At 65.3% G+C, this 19,958-nt stretch carries 17 protein-coding genes; 4 read left to right on the top strand and 13 right to left on the bottom strand.

The window, feature by feature from the left end:
• The 3 genes from NCR37_RS01300 to NCR37_RS01290 are packed head-to-tail and all read right to left on the bottom strand — an operon-like array spanning nt 1 to nt 3,007.
• On the bottom strand, nt 1-1,143 hold the full coding sequence (locus tag NCR37_RS01300) for an ABC transporter permease (protein ID WP_250471155.1): 1,143 nt from the start codon (nt 1,141-1,143) through the stop codon (nt 1-3).
• Nucleotides 1,140-2,084: an ABC transporter ATP-binding protein gene (locus NCR37_RS01295; RefSeq protein WP_250471154.1), complete on the bottom strand. Its 945-nt coding sequence runs from the start codon at nt 2,082-2,084 to the stop codon at nt 1,140-1,142. The genes NCR37_RS01300 and NCR37_RS01295 overlap by 4 nt, the downstream gene beginning before the upstream one ends.
• Nucleotides 2,081-3,007: an HlyD family secretion protein gene (locus NCR37_RS01290; protein ID WP_250471236.1), complete on the bottom strand. Its 927-nt coding sequence runs from the start codon at nt 3,005-3,007 to the stop codon at nt 2,081-2,083. Before NCR37_RS01290 ends, NCR37_RS01295 begins: the two co-directional genes overlap by 4 nt.
• 548 nt (nt 3,008-3,555) lie before the next feature.
• Between NCR37_RS01290 and NCR37_RS01285 the strand changes: the two genes are divergently transcribed.
• Nucleotides 3,556-4,299, top strand: a complete 744-nt coding sequence (locus tag NCR37_RS01285) for a TetR/AcrR family transcriptional regulator (protein WP_250471153.1) — start codon at nt 3,556-3,558, stop codon at nt 4,297-4,299.
• A 159-nt stretch (nt 4,300-4,458) separates the two neighbouring features.
• Here NCR37_RS01285 and NCR37_RS01280 read toward each other — a convergent pair whose 3' ends face one another.
• The 3 genes from NCR37_RS01280 to NCR37_RS01270 are packed head-to-tail and all read right to left on the bottom strand — an operon-like array spanning nt 4,459 to nt 6,446.
• Nucleotides 4,459-5,091, bottom strand: a complete 633-nt coding sequence (locus NCR37_RS01280; RefSeq protein WP_250471152.1) for a LysE/ArgO family amino acid transporter — start codon at nt 5,089-5,091, stop codon at nt 4,459-4,461.
• Nucleotides 5,088-5,732: a maleylacetoacetate isomerase gene (gene maiA / locus NCR37_RS01275; protein ID WP_175939292.1), complete on the bottom strand. Its 645-nt coding sequence runs from the start codon at nt 5,730-5,732 to the stop codon at nt 5,088-5,090. Before maiA ends, NCR37_RS01280 begins: the two co-directional genes overlap by 4 nt.
• 15 nt (nt 5,733-5,747) lie before the next feature.
• On the bottom strand, nt 5,748-6,446 hold the full coding sequence (locus tag NCR37_RS01270; RefSeq protein WP_250471151.1) for a fumarylacetoacetate hydrolase family protein: 699 nt from the start codon (nt 6,444-6,446) through the stop codon (nt 5,748-5,750).
• 298 nt (nt 6,447-6,744) lie between these two features.
• On the opposite strand from NCR37_RS01270, the gene ybiB reads away from it, so the two are divergent.
• Nucleotides 6,745-7,716 (top strand): DNA-binding protein YbiB, encoded by a 972-nt coding sequence (gene ybiB / locus NCR37_RS01265; RefSeq protein ID WP_250471150.1) that lies wholly within the window; start codon nt 6,745-6,747, stop codon nt 7,714-7,716.
• A 432-nt stretch (nt 7,717-8,148) separates the two neighbouring features.
• Nucleotides 8,149-9,801 (top strand): 2-isopropylmalate synthase, encoded by a 1,653-nt coding sequence (gene leuA, locus NCR37_RS01260; protein ID WP_250471149.1) that lies wholly within the window; start codon nt 8,149-8,151, stop codon nt 9,799-9,801.
• 19 nt (nt 9,802-9,820) lie between these two features.
• Here the strand turns inward: leuA and NCR37_RS01255 are convergent, their stop codons facing one another.
• Together NCR37_RS01255 and NCR37_RS01250 are read right to left on the bottom strand one after the other, a co-directional pair.
• Nucleotides 9,821-10,204, bottom strand: a complete 384-nt coding sequence (locus NCR37_RS01255; protein ID WP_250471148.1) for a nuclear transport factor 2 family protein — start codon at nt 10,202-10,204, stop codon at nt 9,821-9,823.
• 45 nt (nt 10,205-10,249) lie between these two features.
• Nucleotides 10,250-10,816 (bottom strand): acyloxyacyl hydrolase, encoded by a 567-nt coding sequence (locus NCR37_RS01250; protein ID WP_250471147.1) that lies wholly within the window; start codon nt 10,814-10,816, stop codon nt 10,250-10,252.
• A 350-nt stretch (nt 10,817-11,166) separates the two neighbouring features.
• Between NCR37_RS01250 and rpoH the strand changes: the two genes are divergently transcribed.
• On the top strand, nt 11,167-12,102 hold the full coding sequence (rpoH, locus tag NCR37_RS01245; protein WP_206468175.1) for an RNA polymerase sigma factor RpoH: 936 nt from the start codon (nt 11,167-11,169) through the stop codon (nt 12,100-12,102).
• A 136-nt stretch (nt 12,103-12,238) separates the two neighbouring features.
• Here the strand turns inward: rpoH and nagE are convergent, their stop codons facing one another.
• The 5 genes from nagE to NCR37_RS01220 form a co-directional block, all read right to left on the bottom strand.
• Nucleotides 12,239-14,020: an N-acetylglucosamine-specific PTS transporter subunit IIBC gene (gene nagE / locus NCR37_RS01240; RefSeq protein ID WP_250471146.1), complete on the bottom strand. Its 1,782-nt coding sequence runs from the start codon at nt 14,018-14,020 to the stop codon at nt 12,239-12,241.
• A 72-nt stretch (nt 14,021-14,092) separates the two neighbouring features.
• Entirely contained in the window at nt 14,093-16,681 is a 2,589-nt protein-coding gene (gene ptsP, locus NCR37_RS01235; protein WP_250471235.1) for a phosphoenolpyruvate--protein phosphotransferase, read from the bottom strand.
• A gap of 11 nt (nt 16,682-16,692) precedes the next feature.
• On the bottom strand, nt 16,693-17,700 hold the full coding sequence (locus NCR37_RS01230) for an SIS domain-containing protein (RefSeq protein ID WP_250471234.1): 1,008 nt from the start codon (nt 17,698-17,700) through the stop codon (nt 16,693-16,695).
• A complete protein-coding gene (gene nagA / locus NCR37_RS01225) occupies nt 17,690-18,796 on the bottom strand; it encodes an N-acetylglucosamine-6-phosphate deacetylase (protein WP_250471145.1) in 1,107 nt (368 codons plus the stop codon). The genes NCR37_RS01230 and nagA overlap by 11 nt, the downstream gene beginning before the upstream one ends.
• Nucleotides 18,797-18,979: 183 nt before the next feature.
• Nucleotides 18,980-19,714 carry a GntR family transcriptional regulator gene (locus tag NCR37_RS01220; protein WP_250471144.1) on the bottom strand — a complete coding sequence of 245 codons (735 nt, stop codon included), beginning with the start codon at nt 19,712-19,714 and terminating at the stop codon, nt 18,980-18,982.
• Nucleotides 19,715-19,958 lie beyond the last annotated feature (244 nt).

Genomic DNA, 19,958 nt, shown 5'->3' with positions numbered 1-19,958 from the left:
CTAGTCGAGCGTGCGCCGGTAAAAGCGCAACGCGATGCCCAGCACGACCACCGTGAACACCATCAGAGGCCAGACCGACGGCCACAGTTCGGCCCATCCGTTGCCCTTGAGCAGGATGCCGCGCACGAGCCGGTTGAAGTATGTGAGCGGCAGCACGTCGCCGATCCATTGCGCCCAGCGTGGCATGCCCGCGAAGGGAAACATGAAGCCGGATAACAACAGACTCGGCAGGAAGTAGAAGAAAGTGAGCTGCACGGCCTGCAACTGGTTCTGCGCGAGCGACGACAGCGTGATGCCCACGGTCAGGTTAGCGGCGATGAATAGCAGCGACGTCAGATAGATCGCCAGCACACTGCCTTCGAAGGGCACGTTGAAAACGTAACGACACGCGGCGAGGATGATGGACACCTGCACCAGCCCGATCGCCACGTAGGGCACGATCTTGCCGGTCATCACCTCGAGCGGCAGCACCGGTGTCGCGAGAAGGTTTTCCATCGTTCCGCGCTCGCGTTCGCGCGTGATGGCGAGGCCCGTCATCATCACCATCGTCATGGTCAGGATGACGCCCATCAGCCCTGGCACGACGTTGTACTGCGTGATGCCTTCCGGATTGTAGAGACGCTGCACCTGCACGCTGAAAGCGGCGGGTGTTCCGTTCAGGCGCGCGAGCGGCCCGGTGAGGTCCTTGTCCACGACCGGCTGAACGAGGCTCGGCAACGCGCCGAGCGCCGTGCCCGTCGCCGTCGGGTCGGTCGCATCCGCTTCGACCAGCAACGCGGGCCGTTCGCCGCGCAGCAATCTCCTTGAGAAATCGGCGGGGACTGTCAGCACGAATTGCACGCGCCCTTCAGCGAGCGCGCGACGTCCCTCCTCCTCAGTACGCAGCGTGTCGACGATCCGAAAGTACGCCGAGTTCTCCATGGCCGCGACGAAGCTGCGCGAGAACGGGCTCTGGTCGGGCAGAATCACCGCGGTGGGCAAGTGCTTCGGGTCGGTGTTGATCGCAAAGCCGAAGAGCGCGAGTTGCACGACCGGCAAGCCGACGATCATCGCGAACGTGATGCGGTCCCGTCGCAATTGCAAGAGCTCTTTCAGCACAATGCTCCACCAGCGCGTGGGCGAGAAGAAAGCATCGAAGTTCACGGTCTGATTCCATAGTTGTCGGCAGAGCGGTTCATCATGTAGATGAAGACGTCCTCGAGGCCCGTACCGATTTGCTCGATGCGTACCGGCTTGCCGTCGGTCGCCCGCCGGATCGCGGCTTCCAGTGCGGCATGGTCGTGACCGCTCGCATGCAGTGCCGAGCCGAATACGACGGTCTGATCGACGCCCTCCGTCTGGCGCAACAGTTCGGACAGCTCCGTGAGATGCTCGCCGGAAATCGACCATGTCGCGAGGTTTTGCGAGTCGATCACGTCCTTCGACGTCCCATGCGCGAGCAGCTTGCCGTACGCGATATAGGCGAGCTTGTGGCAGCGTTCCGCCTCGTCCATGTAGTGCGTGCTGACGAGAACCGAGATTCCACGCGCGGCAAGACGATGCAGTTCCTCCCAGAAATCGCGCCGTGCGGTCGGATCGACCCCGGCGGTCGGTTCGTCGAGCAACAGCAGACGCGGCTCATGCAGCATGCAGGCGGCGAGCGCGAGGCGCTGCTTCCAGCCACCCGACAGCGCCCCGGTCAGCTGGTTGGAGCGGCTCTGCAGGCCGAGCGCTTCCAAGGTTGCGTCGACTTTCTCGCGGCGGTTTTTCATTCGATACACCCGCGCGACGAAGTCGAGGTTCTCGCGGATGGTCATGTCTTCCCAGAACGAGAAGCGCTGCGTCATATAGCCGACGTTGCGCTTGATCAGGGCGCTCTGCGTCAGTATGTCGTAGCCGAGACACGTGCCGCTGCCTGAGTCCGGCGTCAACAATCCGCACATCAGCCGGATCGACGTGGTCTTGCCGCTCCCGTTCGGCCCGAGGAATCCGAAGATCTCGCCGCGCGCGACCTGCAAAGAGACATCGTTGACCACATGCTTGTCGCCGAAATGCTTGTTGAGTCCGTGGACGTCGATCGCGTACTGCTGGCCCGGTTCGTTCATCGCAGCGTCACCGCGACGGGCTGTCCGGGCCGAAGCCTGTCGGCATCGCCGACGGCGGGATGCGCTTCGACCATATAGACGAGTTTCGAGCGGCGCTCGTTGCTGTAGATCACCGGCGGAGTAAATTCAGCCTCGTTCGAGACGTAAGTGATGTGCGCCGCTACGTCGGCCGCGCAGCCGTCGCAATGAATCGTCAGCGCGCGGCCCGGCTGCAAGGCGCCGACCACCGTTTCGGGCACGAAGAATCGTACCTTGACGTTCTGCGGCGGCAGCATCTGCACGACCGGGCTGCCCGCCGGCACCCACTCCCCGACGCGAAACAGCGTGTCGTACACACGGCCCTGGGCAGGCGCCGCTACCCGCTTCTGATCGAGCTTCCACTGCGCCTGAGCGACGGCGGCCTGCGCGGCCTCGACTTGCGCCGACTGTGCGGTGATCTGCTGGTGGCGTCCGGGTAGCCGCGCAACGTCGATTTGATAGGACAACTCACGGACCTGAGCGGCGCTCGCTTCGGCGTTCGCACGCGAATCGTCGAATTGCCCTTTCGAAATGCCGCCCGCACGGTATTGCGCTTCATCGCGCGTGAGTTGCAGCGCGGCCTTGCGCGCGTTCGCGGCGGCTTGTGCGAGTTGCGCCTTCGTCACGTCGATTTCTACCGGGCGCTTGCCAGTCTGGATGTCGTGCAACTGGGCACGCACCGATGCGAGTTGCTCCCTAGCCTGATTCAGGGCCGCGGTTTCGTTGCCCGATTCGAGCGCGAACAGGGATGCGCCCGAATCCACCGTCTGGCCGCGCCTGACCGGCAGTTGCGTCAGCGTTCCCGCCTGCGACGAACTGAGATAGACGAATTCCCCTTCGACATAGCCCTGATAAGAAGGCGCATCCTCGCGCGAACAGCCCGCGAGCGCGGCAAAAGCGAGCATGCATCCTGCGACGCGCGCCGTACGCGTCAGCGACCGAGCCTCGACAAGTTGCGCCGCGTTGCGCGTGCAGCGATGGCGGCGCACGCCAGCGTCGCTCGCCTGCCGGAGTAGCTGCGCGAGGATGGGACTGGCCAGCTTTCCGGCTGCCGGCGGTACATGGTTGCGTGTCAATTCTTCCTCGCGCGTTCTGGCGTTCACTTGCGCAGTGGGGCGTGCACAGTTATCCGGTATCAGCCCCGACTGCTCACCGGCCACTCATTCCGACGGGGCTGTCGTCGTCATGGTCGGATAATGACTTTAAAGTCAGTAAACTGCAAGTGGCGCTTCGAGGAAGCTAAACCAGCCAAGTTGGCTGTGTCGCATCGACCGGCGCGCTAAGGGAACACACCCTGAACTAGGCCAGCGCGGGCGGGATGCTAGGCGCCTGCTGGAGATAGAGAACAACCGGGCCAACAGGCGCAGCTATGATGACGGCGTGGCCGGAGGGTGAACACAGACGTCCAGCCCGAATTGCGCTCGCTCGACGCCCATCGAATGCAGAAGGAAGAATGAAACGTATCGCACGCCCCGAAACAGAAGCTGGATCGGCAGTCGTTGCCGCAGCCGAACCCGCCAAGCGCCGGCGTCGCAAGGATGCGCGGCCAGGCGAAATCATCGATGTGGCGCTTATGTGCTTTCTTGAAGCCGGCTATGAGGCGACGAGGCTCGATGACGTGGCGCGGCGCGCGGGTGTCGCGAAAGGAACCGTCTATTTGTACTTCGAGACCAAGGAACACTTGTTTCGCGCGGTCGTCCAGCAGGTGACCGCAAGCAACGTCCGGCAGCTGAGTGACACCATCCGGCAGTTCGACGGGGCATTCGTCGAATTCGTGCCGCTGTTCCTTTCGCGGGTAGCGACGTCTATCGGCAACAGTCTGAGCCCGCGAATCGCCGCGCTGATTCTGAAGGAAAGCGAACGCTTCCCAGACCTTGGACGAATCTGGGTGGAAGAGGTGGTGGCGCCGATGTTCGAAGCGCTGCAAGCGCTCGTCGAGCGCTCGCAGAAAAAAGGCGAGGTGCGCGAGGGCGATTCGCGGGCCCATGTCTTTTCGCTGGTGGGGCCGATGTTCGCCGCGATCCTGTCACGCCAGGTGCTCGCGCCGCTAGGTTTTGAGCCGGTGGACTTGAGCACGCTGGCTCGACAACACGCAACGACAGTGCTTGCCGGTCTTTGTCCATCATCGCCAACACATGCGTCCGCGCACGGCCACTCCGGGCGACGGAGCAAAGTGGCGGTTCCCGAGTCGAAATAGGTCCGCTCATTGCGGGCGCTCTTCACGTCTGATCCGCAACCGCAGACCCTGCTCAGAGATATCCGGTCCGTACGCCTGCGTTTCAGCGATTGACGACGACCGACCGGCAAGCAGCGCCTCAAACCCGCCAATCGACGGCTGCCTCCGAGACGCTACGCCTTACCGCGAGAACACCAGCGCCGCAGCAATCCACCACATGACGCAGCCGACGATCACATCGAGCACGCGCCACGACACGTCCTTCTGAAACCACGGCTCCAAAAGACGCGCACCATAGCCGAGCGCCGTAAACCAGATGATCGACGAACACATCGCGCCGGCCGCGAACCACGCGTTGCCCGGCCACGCATGCCGCGCGCCTATACCGCCGAGCAGCACGACGGTATCGAGATAAACGTGCGGATTCAAAAGCGAGAGCGCGACCACGGTCGACGCCGCCGCGACCGCCGTCTGCGAATCGCCGTCCGACGCGTCGAGATGCCCGGGGCCGCGCCACGCCGCGACGAACGCGCGCAAGCCGTAGAGGAACAGGAAGACCGCGCCCGCCCAGCGAATCACGTCGAGCAGAAACGGCGCCCGCGCGATCAGCGCGCCCATGCCGCCGACGCCTAGCGCGATCAACGTGACGTCGATGAACGCGCAGATCGACACGACGATGCCCACGTGCCGGCGCTTGAGCCCCTGCCGCAGCACGAACGCATTCTGCGCGCCGATCGCCACGATCAGGCTCGCTCCCAGTCCCGCACCCGACAAGTAACTCGACAGGGCTCCCGCAGATACCGCCGCCGTCATTCGGCGTCCGGCTGCTGCGCGGGGGCGGCGCGCATGAAGCCGTCGATCTGGTTCGCGAAATCGGCAATGCGCTCGATGGTCGGGTACGGCGCGAGGTCGATACCGAAGCGCCGCGCATTGAACACCTGCGGCACGATGCAAAGATCGGCGATGGTCGGCGTGTCGCCGAACGTCAGCTTGCCGACGCGCGAATCGGCCGCGAGACGCTTTTCGAGCGATTCGAAGCCCGTTTCCACCCAATGCCGGTACCACGCGTCCTTCGCCTCGTCCGGCACCTTGACCTGATGCTTGAGGTACTTCAGCACGCGCAGGTTGTCCAGCGGATGAATCTCGCAGGCAACCTGCAGCGCCACCGACCGGACGAACGCGCGATCCGACGCCCCACGCGGCAAAAGCGGCGGCTCGGGATGCGTCTCGTCGAGATATTCGATGATGGCGAGCGACTGCGTGAGCACGTCGCCGTCGACGACGAGCGTCGGCACGATGCCGTCCGGATTCAGCGCGCGATACTCGGGCTTCAGTTGCACGCCGCCATCGCGCAGCAGATGAACGCCCTCGTACTCGTAGTCGAGACCTTTCAGATTCAGCGCGATGCGCACGCGATACGCCGCCGAGCTTCGGAAATAGCTGTAGAGCTTCATTGTCCGCACGCCGCCTCAGACCACGCGCACGGAAAAGTCGCCGATGCCGTCCACGCCGCCCTTCAGCAGATCGCCCTTCACGACCGCGCCGACGCCTTCGGGCGTGCCGGTGAAGATGAGATCGCCGGGAAAAAGCTCGAAGAGCGTCGACAGATAGGCCACCGTCTCGCCGACCGACCAGATCAGCTGCGAGATGTCCGAACGCTGCTTTTCCTCACCGTTGACCGTGAGCCAGATCGCGCTCTTTTCCAGATGCCCGACCTTCGACACCGGATGAATCGGGCCGAGCGGCGCGGAATGGTCGAAGCCTTTCGCCGTATCCCACGGACGGCCGAGCTTCTTCGCTTCGGCTTGCAGGTCGCGACGCGTCATGTCGAGCCCGAGCGCGTAGCCGTACACGTAGTCGAGGCCCTTGTCGGCGGGAATGTCCTTGCCCTGCTTGCCGATCGCCGCGACGAGTTCCATCTCGAAGTGCAGGTTCCTGGTCTGCGACGGGTACGGCAACTCGCCGGTCGAACCCGGCGCGACGTACAACACGGCGTCCGCGGGCTTGCTGAAGAAGAACGGCGGCTCGCGGTCGGGATCGTGGCCCATTTCCCGCGCGTGCGCTTCGTAGTTGCGCCCTACGCAGTAGATGCGGCGCACGGGAAACTGCTCGTTCGAACCCGCGACCGGAACGGCGGTCGCCGGCGCCGGGGGAAACACGTAAGTCATCCCGCTCTCCTGTTTGATGTTATTCGGTAGCCGGCGCATCCACGCTCGCAGCCGGAGTCGCAAAAAGCGAGTGTAACGTGCCGGCGCGAATCGTGGCGAGCCTTGTCCGGCGCGGGCGCGCGAGCTTTCGGACGGCCTGCGGTCATCCTTCGGGTCGCCGCGCAATCTCAGCGGATGCCTGTCCCCGAACTTGCAAGCGGCGCTTAAATGCGATACTGAGTGTCATACCGCATCTTCCACTCGCGACGGCGCCGCTCAGGACCACGGAAATGAAACGCCCGCTTTGCGCACGCTTCCGATGACCGACACTTCACCTCCTTCTTTCCCCTGCGCGCGCTATATCAAGGAAATCGGGCGCGGCCCGAACGGCGCGCGTGCGCTGTCGCGCGACGACACCTATTCGCTCTACGAAGCCATGCTCGATGGCCGCGTCTCCGACGTCGAACTGGGCGCCGTGCTGCTCGCGTATCGCGTGAAGGGCGAGACGGCCGCCGAACTCGCCGCGATGCTGGCGGCGGCGCATCGTTCCTTCGAGCCGCTGCACGTGCAGGAAGGCCGCGAGCACGCCCGGCCAGTGTCGATCCCGAGCTACAACGGCGCGCGCAAGCAGCCGAACCTGACGCCGCTGCTCGCGCTCCTGCTCGCGCGCGAAGGCGTGCCGGTGCTGGTGCATGGCGTCGTGGACGATCCCGGCCGCGTGACGAGCGCCGCGATCTTCGCCGAGGTGGGAATCCCGCACGCCGCGTCGCCCGACGAAATCGAGGACAGCCTCGCCTCCCGCCGCCTCGCGTTTGCGCCCGTGACGGCGCTCGCGCCGAAGCTCGCGCGGCTGCTCGACCTTCGCCGCGTGATGGGCGTGCGCAATTCCACCCATACGCTCGTCAAGATTCTGCAGCCGTTCGCCGAGCCGGGCCTGCGGCTCGTCAACTACACGCACCCCGAATATCGCGACAGCCTCACCGCGCTTTTCACCGAGCATCCGGATGCTGCGCAAGGCGGCGCGCTGCTCGCGCGCGGCACCGAAGGCGAGGCGGTCGCGGACACGCGCCGCCAGGTGCAGATCGACTGGTTTCACGACGGCCACGCCGAGACGCTCGTTGCGCCCGAACGCTCGCAGGCGGACGCGCCCGCCGTCGAGATGCCCGAATCGCTCGATGCCGCCACCACCGCGCGCTGGATCGAAGACGTGATGCGCGGCGACGTGCCGGTGCCGCCCGCCATCGCGCGTCAGGTGGAGCTGATCGCGGATGTCGTGCGCCGGCCCGCATAGGCGCCGACCGCGCAGAAATTCGCATTTGACACCTTCTTCAACGCTGGTTTAAAGTAGGCCGATGCGTTTCACCCAACTCTTCTCCCTCCGAATTATTTCGGGCCGCCTAGCGCGGCCCCTATCGCTACGTCTAGCGTAAGTCGCCAGACGTAGCGGCGCGCGTTCCCGCCAGCCGTTCCCGCAGTTCCTTCCTTACCACCTAGTAGTCGTCAGCTTTTCGTTCGCGCATCCCGCGAATCGAAAACGCGAGGGTCACATGCACGCTGCTTCGCGCACGTTCACGTTGGTCGCAGGCGTCACCGTCGCCGGTGCGCAATGGGATCGCGCGCGCGGTTTTGCTTCGCGTGCTTCATGTGCATCGCGCCGCAGCCGGCCAGCCGCCGGCGTCGGCCGCTCTCGCAGGCGCTACGCTCCCGAACGAGATCGACGATCATGATGCCGAACCCCGCCGAGAAATACCGCCCGTTCCCGCAAGTCCGTCTGCATGGCCGACGCTGGCCGAATCGCACGATCGAGAAAGCGCCCATCTGGATGAGCACCGATCTGCGCGACGGCAACCAGTCGCTGATCGAGCCGATGAGCATCGCAGCGAAGCTCGAATTCTTCGAGATGCTGGTGGCAACGGGTTTCAAGGAGATCGAGGTGGGATTCCCGTCGGCGTCGCAGACCGATTTCGACTTCGTGCGCAAGCTGATCGACGAGAAGCGCATCCCCGACGACGTCACCATCGAAGTGCTCGTGCAATCGCGCCGCGAACTGATCGAGCGGACGTTCGAAGCGGTGAAGGGCGCGAGCAAGGTCATCGTGCATCTTTACAACGCGATCGCGCCGTCGTTTCGGCGCATCGTGTTCAATCAGTCGAAGGAAGAAGTCAAGGCGCTGGCGGTCGAGGGCACGCGCATCATCAACGAATGCGCCGCGGCGCGGCCGGAAACACACTGGATCTACCAGTACTCGCCCGAGACGTTCAGCATGACGGAGTTGTCGTTCGCGCGCGAAGTGTGCGATGCCGTCGCGCAAATCTGGCGTCCGACGCCCGATCACAAGATGATCGTCAATCTGCCGGCGACGGTCGAATCCGCCACGCCCAACGTGTTCGCCGATCAGGTCGAATGGATGGACCGCAACATGGGCTTTCGCGACAGCATCGTGCTCTCGGTGCATCCGCACAATGATCGCGGCACGGCGGTCGCAGCGGCGGAACTTGCGCTGCTCGCGGGCGCGGATCGCGTCGAAGGCTGTCTCTTCGGCAACGGCGAGCGCACGGGCAACGTCGATCTCGTCACGCTCGCGCTCAATCTGTACACGCAGGGCATCGATCCCGGTCTCGACTTCTCGGACATCGACGCGGTGCGGCGTGTGGTCGAACGCTGCAATCAGCTTCCGGTGCATCCGCGCCATCCGTACGCGGGCGATCTCGTCTTCACCGCGTTTTCCGGGTCGCATCAGGACGCCATCCGCAAAGGCTTCGCGCAGCGCGTGCCCGGCACGCCGTGGGAAGTGCCCTACTTGCCGATCGATCCCGCCGATCTCGGCCGCAGCTACGACGCCGTGATTCGCGTGAACAGCCAGTCGGGTAAAGGCGGCGCGACCTATCTGCTCGAACGCGGTCTGGGCTTCACGCCGCCGCGCCGCGTGCAGATCGAGTTCAGTCACGCGGTGCAGGCAGTGGCGGACGAATCGGGCGAGGAAATCAGCGGCGACGCCATCTGCGCGCTCTTCAAGCGCGAGTATTTCGACGCGGGCGGGCCGGTATCGCGCGTGGATGCGGCGGCGGTTTCCGTCTTCGGGCGACACATCGCGATGCCGCCTGCTTCAGGCGCCGCGAGCGAGGAACACTATGCGCAGGCCGTCGCAGCGAGCCTGAACGTCGGCGCGAGCGTGAGCTGGTTCGAATCGACGGTGACGGCGAACGGCGAGACAGCGGTCTTCGTGGGCTGCCGCGTCGCCGATGAACCGATGCGCTTCGGCGTCGCGGTGCACGCGAATGCGGCGCTCGCGGTCGTCGATGCGGTCGTGAGCGCGGTGAATCGGTCGAAGGGAATCGCGCGGAAGGTGCGAGAGGACGAGGCCGTGGAAGCCTGACGGCGCGGCCGGCGGCGCGCTATTCCAGCGCCACGCGCGTCGCCTGGAGCGCGAGCAGTTGCCACTGGCCGCCGGTTTGCACGTGAATCGCCGTATAGGCGATGGGAAAAAGCAGCGCGCCGTTCTTCGATTCCATTTCGATCAGCGCGCGGCCCGACACGAGGCACGTCTCCGGCCCGGCGGAGACTACGTCCTGAGTCTGGATCTCGATCTGCCGATAGCGGCGGCGCCCGGCGGTGATCGCGTCGATGAACTGACGCTTCGTCTCGCGCTTGCCGTTGGTGTGGACATAGCTGACGTTCTCGGCCAGCAACGCTTCGAGCGCGGCGCCGTCGCCCTCGACCATCGCCCGAAAGCGGTCGCGCTCCAGGCCGCGGATGGCCTCAAAGGTTTTTGCCGGCATCTGTCGGTTCCCCTTGCGCCGGGGAACCGATGCGCCGGCGCCCCGTCAGAAGTTGTATTGCAGATATAGCTGGCTGAAATTTATACCAGGATTCGGCTCTTTGATACTCGCGTTCGAGAGATGCTGGAAGCGAAAACCGGCCTGATAGTTCTGCTTCTCGCCGAAGATCGCGCCCACGCCGACCATATCGGCGAACTGAAAGCCGCTGGACAGCGTGTAGTCTTCCGTGATCCGGGCGTGCGAGATCAGCCGGACGCCGATGCCCGCCTCGAAGAACGGCCGGATGTAGCCCGAGCTTTTGACGAAACGCAGAACCGGCGTCACGCCGAATTCCCAGACGTTCGGATTGACGGCGTTGCTTTCCTTCGTGTGCCAGTACGCGACGTGTCCCTCGCCGAGCAGCGTGAAGTGGAACCCGCCGATTTCCCACCACGTCAGGTTCGGGTCCCACACAATGCCGACGTCGGCTTTCTTGAAGTCATGGTTGGCGACGCCGCCCGCTATCTGAAGCCCAAACCGGTCGGCATGCGCTGCCGCCGATGCAAGACCGAGCGAAACCGCGATGGCGCCGTGAGACAAAAAACTGCGCCAGAAACGTTGGTTTTTCTGCATGAGCGCCCCATATGAGGGTGTGGTTGTCCCGCCGAGCGGTTGTCGGCGCATTGTATTTAGGCAGACATATATTTGCACAAACCAGCGATTGTTGCCGTTTCGGCTGAATAATCCGCTGCCTTACGGCGTTATTTCGGTAATTCGTTCGATTAACCGCTCATCCTTCGGTAATTTCGGCTCGCGCTCCAGGGCCGGACCGCCTATCAAGCCCGCAAAATCGATAGTTTTGTGGGAACTGCCACACGTCGTTTCCCTCTAACACTTAGCACTCAGTTGGACGGAGTGCTAATATCGTGACTGGCCTGCTGCCGCCGTTGCGGCCGCAGGCAATTGACAAGGAGCTTATGAGCGTGACCAATGCGATGACCCTTCCGAATGTTGTAGGCTCGGCACCTGCCAAGGCATCTTCGGCAGGCGCGCTGACGTACGCACAGTCGTCGATGCTGACCGGTCAGATCGGCAACATCGATTCCTACATACAAGCAGTGAACCGTATTCCGATGCTGTCGCCGGCAGAGGAACGTCAGTACGCCACCGAATTCCGCGAGCACGGCAACCTGAACGCCGCGCGGCAGCTTGTGCTGTCGCACCTGCGTCTCGTCGTGTCGATTGCCCGCAACTATCTGGGCTACGGCCTGCCGCACGCAGACCTGATTCAGGAAGGCAACATCGGTCTGATGAAGGCCGTGAAGCGGTTCGACCCCGAGCAAAACGTGCGCCTCGTGTCGTACGCCATGCACTGGATCAAGGCGGAGATCCACGAGTACATCCTGCGCAACTGGCGCATGGTGAAAGTCGCGACGACCAAGGCGCAGCGCAAGCTGTTCTTTAACCTGCGCAGCCACAAGACCGGCCACGCGGCGTTCACGCCCGGCGAGATCGAAGGCCTGGCGAGCGAGTTGAACGTTAAGCGCGAGGAAGTCGCAGAGATGGAAACGCGCCTTTCGGGCGGCGACATCGCGCTCGAAGGCCAGGTGGAAGACGGCGAAGAAGCGTTCGCGCCGATCGCCTATCTCGCGGACTCGCACAACGAGCCGACGAACGTGATCGCCGCGCGCCAGTTCGACAAGCTGCAAAGCGACGGTCTTTCGACGGCGCTGGAATCGCTCGACGAGCGCAGCCGCCGCATCATCAAGGCGCGCTGGCTCGACGTGCAGGACGACGGATCGGGCGGCAAGACGCTCCATGAACTGGCCGACGAGTTCGGCGTGTCGGCGGAGCGCATTCGCCAGATCGAGGCGAGCGCCATGAAGAAGATGCGCACCGCGCTGCACGACTACGCGTAACGCCGCGGCAGAACCAGCCAAGCGTGTTCGAACCCCGCTGTCGAAAGACAGCGGGGTTTTTCTTTGCCCGCGCAGCGCGTCTGAAAACAAAAACGGCGCCCGAAGGCGCCGTTTCCACGACTAACCGCTTACCGCATCAGGCCGGCATCGGCGCCGCGCCGCCGCCGTTGCCCGCGAGTCGCGTGGCCATCTGCGCGGCGTACCGCTGCGCTGCCGCGCCGACGACGATGTGGAACGTGTCCGCCGACACCCACGCCACATCCAGTTGCGACAGACGCTGACGATCCACCGACGACGGATCGCGCACGACCACGCGCAGGCGCGTTTGCGCCACCGCATCGAGCGAAACGACGTTGGTCGCGCCGCCGAACACTGCGAGCCAGCGCAGCGGGTCCGGATCGAGCGGGCCCGCCGTCTGATCGGTCACGCCTGCCGTTGCAACCGCAGGCTGCGCGGGAGCCGACGAAGCCGGCGTCGCGCCGCGCGTCGACGAGTGCTCGAGTTCGCCGCGAATTTCATCGGCGATCAGGTCTGCTTCCGGTCCGATGATGACCTGCACGTTCGTCTTGCCGCGCTTCAACACGCCACGCGCGCCGATGGTCTTCAATTGCGGTTCCGACACCGCTTCCGTATCCACCACCGACAGGCGCAGGCGCGTCGTGCAGGCATCGACGAGCGTCAGGTTCGACGCGCCGCCCAGCGCCGCGATGTACTTCGTTGCGCGCGTGCTCGCCGCTGCCGGCGCGACGTCGCCCGGCACATAGCCGCCGACAGGCGTGGCATCGGTTTGCGCGTCCGTCGTGGCCGGCTCGCGGCCCGGCGTCGCCATGTTGAACTTGCGGATGAAGAAGCGGAACAGGCCGTAATACACGATGCCGTACACGAGGCCGATAGGAATCGCCAGCCAGCCGCGCTGCGACAGGCCGTAGTTCAGCACGTAGTCGATCGCGCCCGCCGAGAACGTGAAGCCGAGGTGAATGCCGAGCGCCGAGCAAATGGCGAGCGACAGGCCCGTCAGCACCGCGTGGATGCCGTAGAGCACCGGCGCGAGGAACATGAAGCTGTATTCGATCGGCTCGGTCACGCCCGTGAGAAACGCGGTCAGCGCCATCGAGAACAGCAGGCCGCCGACGACCGCGCGGCGCTCCTTCGGTGCTTCATGGAACATCGCGAGACACGCGGCCGGCAAGCCGAACATCATGATCGGGAAGAAGCCGGTCATGAAGCCGCCCGCCGTTTGGTCGCCTGCGAAGAAGCGATGCAGGTCGCCGTGCACCACCGCGCCGCCGCCCGGCGGCGTGAACGACCCGAACACGAACCACGCGAGCGAGTTGATGATGTGATGCAGACCCGTCGCGAGCAGAATGCGGTTCAGCACGCCGAACACGAAGGTGCCGAGCGCGCCGGCCGTCGTGAGCCAGTTGCCGGCCGTGTCGATGCCGGATTGCACCGGCTGCCACACGTAACCGAGCACGATCCCGAGAAACAGACACGCGACGCCTGTCACGATCGGCACGAACCGCTTGCCGCCAAAGAACGCCAGATACTCGGGCAGCTTGATGTCCTTGAAGCGGTTGTACATGTACCCCGCGACCATACCCGTGATGATCCCCGACAGCACGCCCATGTTGAGCTTGTCGTTGATGTCCTTCATCACGGCCGTTTCGATCAGATAACCGATCGCGCCGGCGAGACCCGCGGTGCCGTTGTTGTCCTTCGCGAAGCCCACCGCCACGCCAATTGCAAACAGGAGCGGCAGATTCGAGAAGATGGCGTCGCCCGCGTCGGCGATCATCTTGATGTTGAAGACATCGGGCTGGCCTAGACGCAACAGCAGGCCGGCCACCGGTAAAACGGCAATCGGCAGCATCAGGGCGCGGCCTAGGCGCTGCATCTTTGCAAACGGGTTAGCGTCCATCGGGGGTTCTCCAAAAAATATAGGTCTTGTCGTTGCTGCTCGGGTTGTGGCTAGGAATGAAGCATCAAGCGTTTAGTCCTGCGGCCAGATTTCGCGGCTGGCCGCCCTTACTGCCTGCGCCGATTCGAGCGCGAGCACGTCTTCCGCGCGCTGACGGCAAAGCTGGTAATCGAGATTGCGCACGCGCGCCTTGATGCCGGGCACCGCGGACGGATCGACCGACAATTCCGTCACGCCGAGGCCCACCAGCAGCGGCACGGCGAGCGGATCGCCGCCGAGCGCGCCGCACACGCCGACCCACTTGCCGTGCTTTTCCGCGCCCTGCACCGTCGTCCTGATGAGCCGCAGCACGGCCGGATGCAAACCGTCGGACTGCGCCGCGAGATCGGGCTGGCAGCGGTCCATCGCGAGCGTGTATTGCGTGAGATCGTTCGTGCCGATCGAGAAGAAATCCGCGTACTTGGCGAGCTGGTCGGCCAGCATTGCCGCCGACGGCACCTCGATCATCACGCCCACTTCCACCGGATCGGTGCGGCCGGCTTCGCGCGCCAGTTCGTCGATGCGCGTGCGCAGGCGCTGCAATTCGCCGGCATCGGTGACCATCGGCAGGAGAATGCGGACCGCGCCCGCCGGCTTGACGGCGAGCAGGCCGCGCAACTGGTCGTCGAGCAGATCGGGGCGCACTTGCGCGAGCCGGATGCCGCGCAAGCCGAGCGCCGGATTCTCTTCGGGCGGCAGCGTCAGATAGTCCACTTCCTTGTCGGCGCCGACATCCAGCGTGCGGATGATCGCGCTGCGACCCGCCAGCGCCTCGACGATTTCCTGATAGCTCGACGCGTGTTCCGCGACCGTCGGCGCAGCCTGGCGATGAATGAACAGCAGTTCGGTGCGCAAGAGGCCCACGGCGTCCGCGCCGTTTTCCACCGCGGCCTTGGCGTCGTCGAGCGTGGCGATGTTCGCCGCGATTTCGACATGACGGCCATCGCGCGTCGCGGCCGCTTGCTGCGACATCTTGCGGTTCGCCTCGCGCACGCCCGCGAGACGCTCGCGCTCGTGACGCGCCCGCTCGACGTCCAGCGCGCTCGGCGCATATTCGAGGCGGCCCGCCGACGCGTCCACGACCACCTGCGCGTCTTCGGAGATCCCGTGCAGCGCATCGCCGATCGCGACGAGCGCCGGAATGCCGATCTGCCGCGCGATGATAGCCGCGTGCGAGGTCGCGCCGCCGCGCGACATCACGAGCGCCGTGACGCGCGTGCGGTCGATCGACGCCAGATCGGACGGCGTGAATTCGATGGCCGCGAGCACGGCTTCCTCCGGCAGCGCGCGCGCCGCCGTATTCGTGAGACCGAGCGCGCGCAGCACGCGCTTTTCGATATCGCGCAGGTCGGCGGCACGTTCCGCGAGCAGCGCGTCGTTCACGTTGTTCAGCAGCGCGATTTGCGCGCGGATCGCCTCGCGCCACGCGAAGCCCGCGCTCTTCCCGAGACTGATCAGATCGCGGGCGGCATCGACGAGCGTCGGGTCTTCCAGCAACACGCGATGCACCGCGAAAATGCCCGCTTCGCCGACCGCGCCGCGCTGCGACGCAGTGCGCACGGTGACTTCGAGGTCGGCATCGACTTGCGCGATGGCTTTATCCAGCGCGCGGCTCTCCGCCGCCGACGGACCGCTCGCCTGTTCCGGCGGCACGATCTCCTGATCGTCCCAGCGCACCAGCTTGCCGACCGCGATGCCCGGCGCCGCGCACACGCCTGCAAGCGTGTTCGGCGGCAGCGGCTCGGCGGGCGCGCGAACCGCCGCGACCGGCGCGGGAGACTTCTCACGCGCGGGCGTCTCTTCGACTTCGCCTTGCGCCGCGCGCAGCAGTTCGGTGGCGACGGCATCCACTGCTTCTTGCGCCTGCGCGCCGATGCCGACGAGTTCGATGGTCGCGCCCTCGCCCGCGCCCAGCCCGAGCAGGCCGACCACGCTTTCGACCGGCGCCTTGCGGCCTTCGAAACGAACTTCGACCTTGGCGTCCAGGCCGCGCGCCGCCTCGCGCGCCCGCGCCGCCGGCCGCGCGTGCAAGCCGCCCGCGTGGGCCAGCGTGACGGTGCGCCGCGCTTCGGTCATGACGTTGGACGACGAGCGCGCCACGTGCGCCGCCGCGCCGTCCTTCGCGCGCAGCACGAGCATGCGCGCGCCCGCCTTCAGCACGCCACGGCCGGCGCGCTGGGCGACCTCGAACGCGTCGCTATTGGCGACCGCGATCACCGAGACGAGACTCGGCGCGTGCTGCGCGACGAAATCCGTGTTGAATTCGATGAGCGGCTGGCCCGCGCGCACGGTCGCGCCCTGTTCGACCATCGGCGCGAAGCCCTCGCCGCCCAGTTCGACCGTGTCGATGCCGATATGCACGAGAATCTCCGCGCCCTCCGCCGTGCGCAGCGTGACTGCGTGATGCGTGCGCGCGAGATGCGTCACCGTGCCGTCGCACGGCGCGAGAAGCACGTTATCGAGCGGATCGATGCCGATGCCGTCGCCGAACATCCCCTGTGCGAACACAGGGTCGGGCACGTCGGCGAGCGGCACGACGGGACCGGTAAACGGAGCGAGCAGAACAATATCGCTCGCGTTATCGGTGGAATGGTTCAACACGGACTCCTCGGCACGGCGCATCGTTATCTCACTCAATGGGTTTCGGTGACCTTGTTCAGGTGGCGCGGCGCGTCGGGGTTGCGCCCGCGCGCGGCGGCAAGACCCGCGGCCATCACGTAGAACGAAAGGATCGCGGCGATCGGATCGAGCGCCGGGTGGTCGGTCGCGACGAGCGGCAACTCCGCGCCGGGCACGTCGTCAGGTGCTGCGAGCAGCACGCGCGCGCCGCGCGCGCGCATGTCCGCGGCCAACTGGATGAGACCCGCCTGCTCCGGCCCGCGCGGCGCAAACACCAGCAGCGGATAGTCGCGGTCGATAATCTCCATCGGACCATGACGCACTTCCGCGCTCGAAAACGCTTCGGCCTGAATGCCGGACGTTTCCTTCAGCTTGAGCGCCGCTTCCTGCGCGATGGCGAGCCCGAGGCCGCGCCCGACGACGATCATGCGGTCGACGCCCTTCAGTTCGTCCACCGCGCGCGTCCAGTCGAGCTTGCCCGCCGCGCGCAGCGCGTCCGGCAGCGACTTGAGCGCGTTCAGCAGTTCGGCGTCGCGCTGAACGTGCGCGATCACGATGGCCGACAGCGACAGCATTGCGATATAGCTCTTGGTGGCGGCGACCGAAAGCTCGGGTCCGGCGAGCAGCGGCAGATAGTATTCGCAGGCGTTTTCCAGCGGCGAGCCGGCGACGTTGACCGCCGCGACGGTGAACGCGCCGGCTTCACGCAACGCCTGCATGGTGCCGACGAGATCCGGGCTCTTGCCCGACTGCGAGAACGCGACGGCAAGCTGGCCGGACACGCGCAGCGGCGCTTGCTGCAACGTGGCGACGGACATGGGCAGCGACGCGACCGGCACGCCGATGCGGCTCATCGTCAGGCTGGCGAAGTAACTTGCGGCGTGGTCCGAGCTGCCGCGAGCGACGGTCAACGCGACGTGACGCGGCTGTTCCGCGAGCTTCACGGCAAGCGCCTCGATGTGGGAGGTATCGGCGAGTTGGGCCGCGACGACGTCCGCGGACTCCAGCGCCTCAGTGAGCATATTCGACAATCGATTCTCCTTCGACATAAGTGGCGGTCAGCGCGAAGTCCCGGTCGAGCACGACCATGTCGGCCCACGCGCCGCGCGCGATGCGGCCGCGGTCTTCGAGTCCGAGATAGTCGGCGGGATAGCGCGACAAGCGATTCGAAACGTCCGCGAGCGGAATGCCCAGCGAGACGAGATTGCGCAGCGCCTGATCCATGGTCAGCGTGCTGCCTGCGAGCGTGCCGTCCGCGAGCCGCACGCCGCCCATGCACTTGGTAACGTGCTGGCTGCCGAGGCGGTATTCGCCGTCGGGCATGCCGGCGGCCGACGTGCTGTCGGTCACGACGTAGAGTCGCGGAATGGCCCGCATGGCGGCGCGGATCGCGCCGGGGTGAACGTGCAGCAGGTCGGGAATCAGTTCGGCGTACTCCGCATGCGCGAGCGCCGCGCCGACCATGCCGGGATCGCGATGATGCAGCGGCGACATCGCGTTGAAGAGATGCGTGAAGCCGCGCGCGCCGTGCTTCAGCGCGTTGACGGCGTCGTCGTACGTGCCGAGCGAATGGCCCAGCTGCACGCGCACGCCGCGCGCCGCCATCTCGGAGATGATGTCGAGATGACCCGAGATCTCCGGCGCGATAGTCACGACGCGAATCGGCGCAAGGTCCAGGTACTTGAGCACTTCGTCGCGCACGGCGACCGCGGCGGCGTCCGGCTGCGCGCCGAGCTTGCCCGGATTGATGTACGGCCCTTCGAGATGCACGCCGAGCACGCGCGCGCCGCTCGGCGCGCGGCGCTTCGCTTGTTCGCCGAGGCCAGCGACGACCTGCAACAATTCGTCGCGCGGCGCGGTCATCGTCGTGGCGAGCAGGCTCGTCGTGCCGTGCTGCGCATGCTGGCGCGCGACGGTATCGGCCGCGTCGCCGCCTTCCATGATGTCGCGGCCGCCGCCGCCGTGCACGTGCAGGTCGATGAAGCCCGGCAGGATGTACGGCGCGTCGTTCGACGTGGGATCGGCTATGTGACCTTCGAGCGCCGTCACGCGGCCGTTCTCGAAACGCACGGTGCCGTGAATCCAGCCGTCGTTCGTCAGTATGTTTCCTTTCAGCATGAAGTTCTCTGGAAGTACGCAATGCGTAGGAGGTTCAGGTGCGGTTCGCGCCGTGCTGCGAGCACGCTGGTCCGCGCGGATGCTTCGGCGCGCGGCCGGCGAACGGCTTCTTTTGGTCCTCTCGTTCTCTTTCTTGCTCTCTTCTTTCGATGCCTGATGACGCCGGCCGTGCTGCACCCGCGCTCATCGATGCAGCTCCGCGACGAAGTCGTAGTAGTCGTCGCGGCAATACGTATCCGTTAGTTCGATCGCCCGCCGTTCCGCCGAATAACCGATGCGCGTGATGACGAGCAGCGCAGCGCCGGGCGCCACGTCCATCAGCCGGGCAACTTCGGCGCCCGCGTTCACCGCGCGAAAATGCTGCAACGCGCGCACCACTGCCTGACCGCGCGCCTCCAGATACCGGTATAGCGACGCGCCGATGAGAAACGGGTCCGGCACCAGCCACGCGGGCAGCGTGGAATGCTCCACCGCCATCACGATGCCGTCCGCGCGCCGCAATCTCCTAAGACTCGCGACGACCGCGCCGGGCGACAAACCCAGTTGCACCGTCTCGTCGCGATTCGCGGGCCTCAGTCCGCGGCCGAGCCACACCGAATCCGGCAGAAAGCCGCGCTGCTCCATCTTGCGCGTGAAGCCAGTCAGTCGGGACAACGGATCTTCCACGCGCGGCGTGATGAAATTGCCCGCGCCGCGCACCCGCTTGATCAGCCCTTGCTCGACGAGCAAAGCGATGGCCTTGCGCGCCGTGATACGCGATACGCCGACACCCTCCGACAACGTGCGCTCCGAAGGCAGCGCCTCTCCCGCCGACCACGTTCCTGCGTGTATCGCGGACGCCAGGCGCGCGGCAAGCTGAAGATAAAGCGGCGTATCACTGCGTTCATCCGGAGTGAGATTCTTCCAACTTCCTCTCATGAAAGAGCCTCACGCGGCCTTGAGTGGAGCCCATTATATAACCAACATAATACCAGTCAACGAGCAATAAACGCCTCGTGACGGAAGTCAAATCGCGTCTTTAATCAATAAGTTACAACTTGTTTAGACAGTGATTTCGCAACACAACCGCTATCGGGACTTACCCGCATACCGGGCTGAATGGAACCAGTCGCCATTCACCGCCGGATGGGTCCGGAAATTCGGGCATTTTCGTATTCGCACG

It is taken from the genome of Caballeronia sp. GAFFF1 (assembly GCF_023630705.1).
Classification (GTDB): Bacteria; Pseudomonadota; Gammaproteobacteria; order Burkholderiales; family Burkholderiaceae; genus Caballeronia.
The sequence above is the reverse complement of the archived record's forward strand: the minus strand, read 5'-3'. Positions and strand labels throughout refer to the sequence as shown.